The sequence below is a fragment of the Streptomyces sp. NPDC005799 genome (assembly GCF_040630525.1).
Lineage (GTDB): Bacteria > Actinomycetota > Actinomycetes > Streptomycetales > Streptomycetaceae > Streptomyces > Streptomyces griseorubiginosus_B.
Genome location: NZ_JBEXXQ010000149.1, coordinates 1 through 4,750 on the forward strand (window position 1 = coordinate 1; position 4,750 = coordinate 4,750).

At 67.6% G+C, this 4,750-nt stretch carries 4 protein-coding genes and 3 pseudogenes; 2 read left to right on the forward strand and 5 right to left on the reverse strand.

The annotated features are described in order from the left end of the window. The first annotated feature begins 182 nt into the window (after positions 1–182). Positions 183–881, forward strand: a complete 699-nt coding sequence (locus ABZ453_RS50445; protein WP_359026733.1) for a hypothetical protein — start codon at positions 183–185, stop codon at positions 879–881. A 228-nt stretch (positions 882–1,109) separates the two neighbouring features. Here the strand turns inward: ABZ453_RS50445 and ABZ453_RS50450 are convergent. Further along, a pseudogene (locus ABZ453_RS50450) lies at positions 1,110–1,204 on the reverse strand (AAA family ATPase); the annotation flags it as partial. Between the two features lie 438 nt (positions 1,205–1,642). Here ABZ453_RS50450 and ABZ453_RS50455 point away from each other — a divergent pair. Beyond that, entirely contained in the window at positions 1,643–2,161 is a 519-nt protein-coding gene (locus ABZ453_RS50455; RefSeq protein WP_359026727.1) for a hypothetical protein, read from the forward strand. 64 nt (positions 2,162–2,225) lie between these two features. Here ABZ453_RS50455 and ABZ453_RS50460 read toward each other — a convergent pair whose 3' ends face one another. The 4 genes and pseudogenes from ABZ453_RS50460 to ABZ453_RS50475 all read right to left on the reverse strand — a co-directional run. After that, a complete protein-coding gene (locus ABZ453_RS50460) occupies positions 2,226–2,612 on the reverse strand; it encodes a barstar family protein (RefSeq protein WP_359026729.1) in 387 nt (128 codons plus the stop codon). A 100-nt stretch (positions 2,613–2,712) separates the two neighbouring features. Then, positions 2,713–2,922, reverse strand: a pseudogene (locus ABZ453_RS50465) (ATP-binding protein); the annotation flags it as partial. Between the two features lie 660 nt (positions 2,923–3,582). After that, positions 3,583–4,461 (reverse strand): alpha/beta hydrolase, encoded by an 879-nt coding sequence (locus tag ABZ453_RS50470; protein ID WP_359026732.1) that lies wholly within the window; start codon positions 4,459–4,461, stop codon positions 3,583–3,585. Between the two features lie 31 nt (positions 4,462–4,492). Next, positions 4,493–4,750: pseudogene (locus tag ABZ453_RS50475) on the reverse strand (short-chain dehydrogenase); the annotation flags it as partial.

Consider the following 4,750-nt stretch of genomic DNA (forward strand, 5'->3'; position numbering starts at 1 on the left):
GCGGGTGACGACCGGGTCGACGCGGGGGGTCTTCTCGGTACTGGCCATGTCGAAACTCCTTTGTCTGTCGACTCAGCCCAGGCCTTCAGTTCCCGGTCGGGAACTGAAGCTGAATGCAAGCTAGACTCACTACCGAATGAGGTCAAGACCCCGCAGGTCACAGAGGTCACCAAGGGAGAGCCGTGGTCGCCGCAGGAAACAGCACACCAGCCGACCGTGGGCGACGGCGGCCTGTGGGCCGCAGGGCCGGGCTCAGCCTGCAGGGCATCGTCGACGCGGCCCGTTCACTCGGCCCGGACACCGATGCCCTGACCGTGCAGGCCGTGGCCGACAAACTGGGTGTGGACCGCAAGGCCGTACGCCACCATGTCAGTGACCGCGACACACTCCTGCGCCTCATGGCCCACGAGGCCTTCGCCGAGAACGCCCCCGACCTCGGCCTCCCCGCCGACGCCCCCTGGCAGGAGGTCGTACGCCGCTACGCGCACGCCTTCGCCGACGCCGTGATCGCCACCGGCGCCCTTGCGGAACACCTGCGCTTGGACAGCCAGCTCAGCGCCGACCTCGGCCACCCCATCGAAGCGGTCAGCCAGGCACTCACCGACGCGGGCATCGATGACGCCTCCGCCCTGCGCGCCCTCGCGCTCCTGTCCAACATCTGCATGGCCTACGGCCAGGACGTCGTATACGTCACCTGCGGCGGCGACCGCCCCCGGCGCGCCATGGCCCGCCGCACCCTGGAGGGCCGCGAGCACGAACTGAGCACCTTCGCCCGCCTCGTCGACCTCGACATCGACACCTACGACCGCACTCAACTCGACCTGAGCATCGAGGTGTTCGTCCACGGCATCGAAGCGGTCCTGCTGCGCGGCAAGCCGTAGCCGTTCCAGGCCCACGCGGTGCGTGCGTTTTCGACGTACGGCGGCGACCGACTCAGGTGTGCCACCAACCGGGGTGACTCTGTTGCCGTATTTTTCGGCAGGTGGCGGTGGGACGGCCGTCAAAGGCCTCGGCCGGCCCCGTTCAACAGCGTGTGACCTCCGGCTCCCACGACAACCGCTCACTGTTCCGTCCTGCTCAGCGGCAGGCTCACCCCCGGCGGCCCAGGCCGCGGCAGCCTGTTCCGCCTTGGCTCGGGTGCCGGCGAGCCGGTACGAGTCGGTACCGGTCTCGATGACGGTGCCGTTGAAGGTCTTCGTCCAATCTGGGGCTGGCACATGTTCCTTCTTGAGAATCTCTGCTGCCACCGGCCCGTATCCATCTTCTGCGGTCCTCGTTGGTCTTCACGGTGGCGCTCAGATTTTCCAGGTGCTGCCTTGATCGGTCAGGTGCGAGGAAGGTGTGCCGGTGACATCCCAGTTGCGGGTGATCGAGGGCGGTGCCGTCCTTCTGGAGCCAGTGACCGCCGATCCGTGGGAGTTCCAGGCCGAATGCGTCGAGGCGCAGCGATGCGACCGTCGAGGCGGCCCTGGCCATCCTGCGTGACCTTGCCCGCTTCCTCGCCAGCGGACGCGACAAGCAGGACTGGGCGCTGACCGACGTCCACGATGTCGAAGCCTTCCTCGCCGGCTCGCCCAAGGCACGCAAGCGTCGGCTGGTCGTGCTCGGGCAGTTCTTCCGATTCGCGCGTTCTCGGAAGATCGTGCTCGTCGATCCCTCTCACGGTCTGACCGCCCAAGGTCCCAGCGGCTTCACCGGAGCGACACTGACACTGGATCAGCAGCGCGTGTTGTTCCGCCGCTGGACCACCGGTCCGGCCGTCCACCCGCACGAGGCCCTGCTGGGCATGCTCGCGCTGTTGCACGGCGCCTCAAGTCGCGAGGTCAAGATGCTGCAGACCGCTGACCTCGACCCTCATGCCCGGACCACCCGGCTCGGCGACCGCCCGCATCCGGTCCCCCTGGACCCGGCGTCCTGGGCAGTGCTGGAACGCTGTCTGGCTCACCGCGAAGCCCAGCGGACCGACAATCCCCACGTGATGGTCACCCGTCAGACGAAGTCCGGCCGAGGACCGGCGTCCACCGCCTACGTCAGCCACGTCCTCGACGCCTGCGGCTTCCCGCCCCGCATGATCCGCTGCACTCGACTGCTCGACCTGGTCAACACCATGGATCCCAAACTCGTCGCCGCCGCTTCGGCATGGACCCCGAAGCCACCATGATCTATCTCGCCGACCACGTCGATGCGGGCCGTTTGCCGGAGCGGTGAAGACTGGGCATTGATGGTTACTGAAGCCGCAGGACGCCAGGGGCCCGATCCTCGAAGATCGTGATCAGCCAGTCGAAGACGGTCGGCCCGTGCTCTGTTTGCGCCACAGCCAGATCCGCGCTGACAGCAGGACGGTTCGTGGGATGGCAGCGTGAGAGGCGAATCTCCAGCTGGCGAGCCGTCTCCGGATAGCCCAGATACTCATGAGACGCCTGGTGGTCACGCCATTCAACAACGTAGTCATCGTCGTCGGGCTGCCCGAAGCCACCGCTGAGGCAGTCAGCGAAGGCGTCGAGGTTCTTGCCGAAGTAGCCTCCAGGGCCGTTGACCGCCTCGCCGATGAGTCGCCAGAAGTCTTCCAGCGTCCTCACCTGGGTGCCGTCCAGCACGTATATCGCCGTCACAGCACGCAGGATACGTCCAGCTCAGTGGTCCATCTCTCCATTTTGAACCCGTGCTGTTCAGCCGCTGACTGACACGGGTTCGCCGGAACATGTGCGCTTTCCCGAACGACTCGTCGGAAGCGATGGCGACGCTGTTCTTCTCCTTGCTCTCGGTCAGGACCTGGAACAGCAATTCGGCGCCGTACCGGTCCAGTTCCAGGTGCCCGAGTTCGTCGATGCACGAAAGATCGACGCGGCCGTAGCGGGCGATGGTCTTGTTCAGCTACTTCTCGTCGGCTGCCTCGGCCAGCTCGTTCACCAGCTTCGTGGAGCCTCCCGCAGGGAACGGGGAGATCCACGCGTCGTCGGTCAGACCGCGCAGCTCCGGCCACCGTCCTGGTCCGTCTGAGACGTTCCCGGGCGAGGCCGGGATGGTGTTCTTCGAGTGCGACGTGGTGCCGTTCGAGTACCGCGCAACGGCCTGGAGAAGGTCTCGAAGCCGCCCGGCCTCCGGAGCAGCACGCTGGCCATGGTCGAAGACGCCGGCCGTCTGGACGAGGACGGCTACCACTACCTGACGGACCACGTCCGAGAGTGCGTCGTCCCTAACAGGTGCTGTGCAGTGCGGACTTCGCGGACGAGCTGCCCCCAACCCTGCCGGCAAGCTCATCGAACGCGCGCTGCCTGAGCGCTACGAGCATCTCGGCGCCCCCTGACCGGGACCGCGCCTTTGAGGCCCGGCGGGCACTCCGCGCGCCGGGCCTCCCGCCTCAAGCAGCCCCTGATCAAGGCATCGAGTACCCGCCGCTGACCGCGAGCACCTGCCCGGTGACCTGGCGCGCGGCACGCTCCGAGGAGGCCCAGACGACCGCGTTGGCTGCATCGTGCCGTCGGCCGGGCGGCCTCGGAGGCCGGGACATCACGACTGTTCCGTGAACCCGGCGACCGGAGTCGCCCCGTCCCGCCGCGTGGCGTTCAGTGGCCACGCCGGTCATGCCATGGCGTTCAAGAGGTTGGCCACCGCCTCCGGCCTCTCCAGCGAGATGAAGTGATCCGCTCCCGGCACCTCGGTGAAGTCGGCGGTGGGCAACAGCTTCTTGTTGGCCTCCCGGTCCGAGGGCCGGGACCAGTCGTTCTCGCCGTAGACGAGATGGACGGGGGCCTTGACGTCGGGGTAGCGCGAGCGGGCCGCTATGAGGGTGGGCATGTTCCGGTACAGGGCGCGGGCGACGGTCGGGAAGCCGGGGCGCCTGCCTGACTGGAGGAGTTCGTCCAGGTAGTCCTCCCGAAAAGCGGTCTTGTCGCCGACGCCGCCCTGCAGGATTCTGCGAAGGACGGGCTTGGGCTCCTGCTGGGCGATCAAACTGCCCACCCCTGGCGCGATGATCCCGCTGATCACCAGGCGGGCGAGGAGGCTGGAGCGGGCGATTCCGTCGCGGTAGTCGTACGCGTTCACTGAGACGACGCGGCGCACCCGTTCAGGGAGGTCGGCCGCGGTGGTCAGGGCGAGCACCGCTCCCAGGGACTCGCCGACCAACGTCACGTCGTGCAGGTTGAGTTCGGTCAGCAGCCGCTTGACGCCCGCACGCAGCGCGGGCTCGTCGTAGGAGGCGCCGGGCACGATCTCGGAATAGCCCATCCCGGGCAGGTCGAGGGCGTACACGGTGTACTGGTGCGAGAGCATCGGCATGAGGAAACGGAAGTGCTCGGCCTGGGTGCGCAGAGTGTGCAGCAGGACCAGGGGAGCGCCGGTGCCGGCTTTGAGGTAGCGCAGGGCGCCTTCGCGGGTGGCGCGTCCTGTGCGCGGGGCGATGGTGTGGCTGGTAGTTCCGGGGATGTGGATGGTGGGGCGGGGGTCCTGGGTGGGCATGTGGCCGGCTCCTTGAGCGGGAAGGGCGTGGTTACTTGGCCAGTTGCGGATACAGTGCCGCGAGGTCGCCGGCCAGACCTGCCTTGACCTGGCGGGAAATGTCGTCGGCGAGGACCTCGTGGGCGCCGGTCTCGATGCCGTCGAGGGCGAGTGCGGCGATGTCACGGGGGTCGGACTTGGGGGCGTCGACGCCGGCGGTCAAATCCGTGTCCACGTACCCCACGTGCAGTCCGGTGACGGAGATGCCGCGCGGCAGCAGTTCCAGGCGCAGGGAGTTCGTCTGCGACCA

Excerpts from the sequence above, each read along its gene's own strand:
- ABZ453_RS50470 (WP_359026732.1), bottom strand. The coding sequence starts at position 4,461 with ATGCCCACCCAGGACCCCCGCCCCACCATCCACATCCCCGGAACTACC.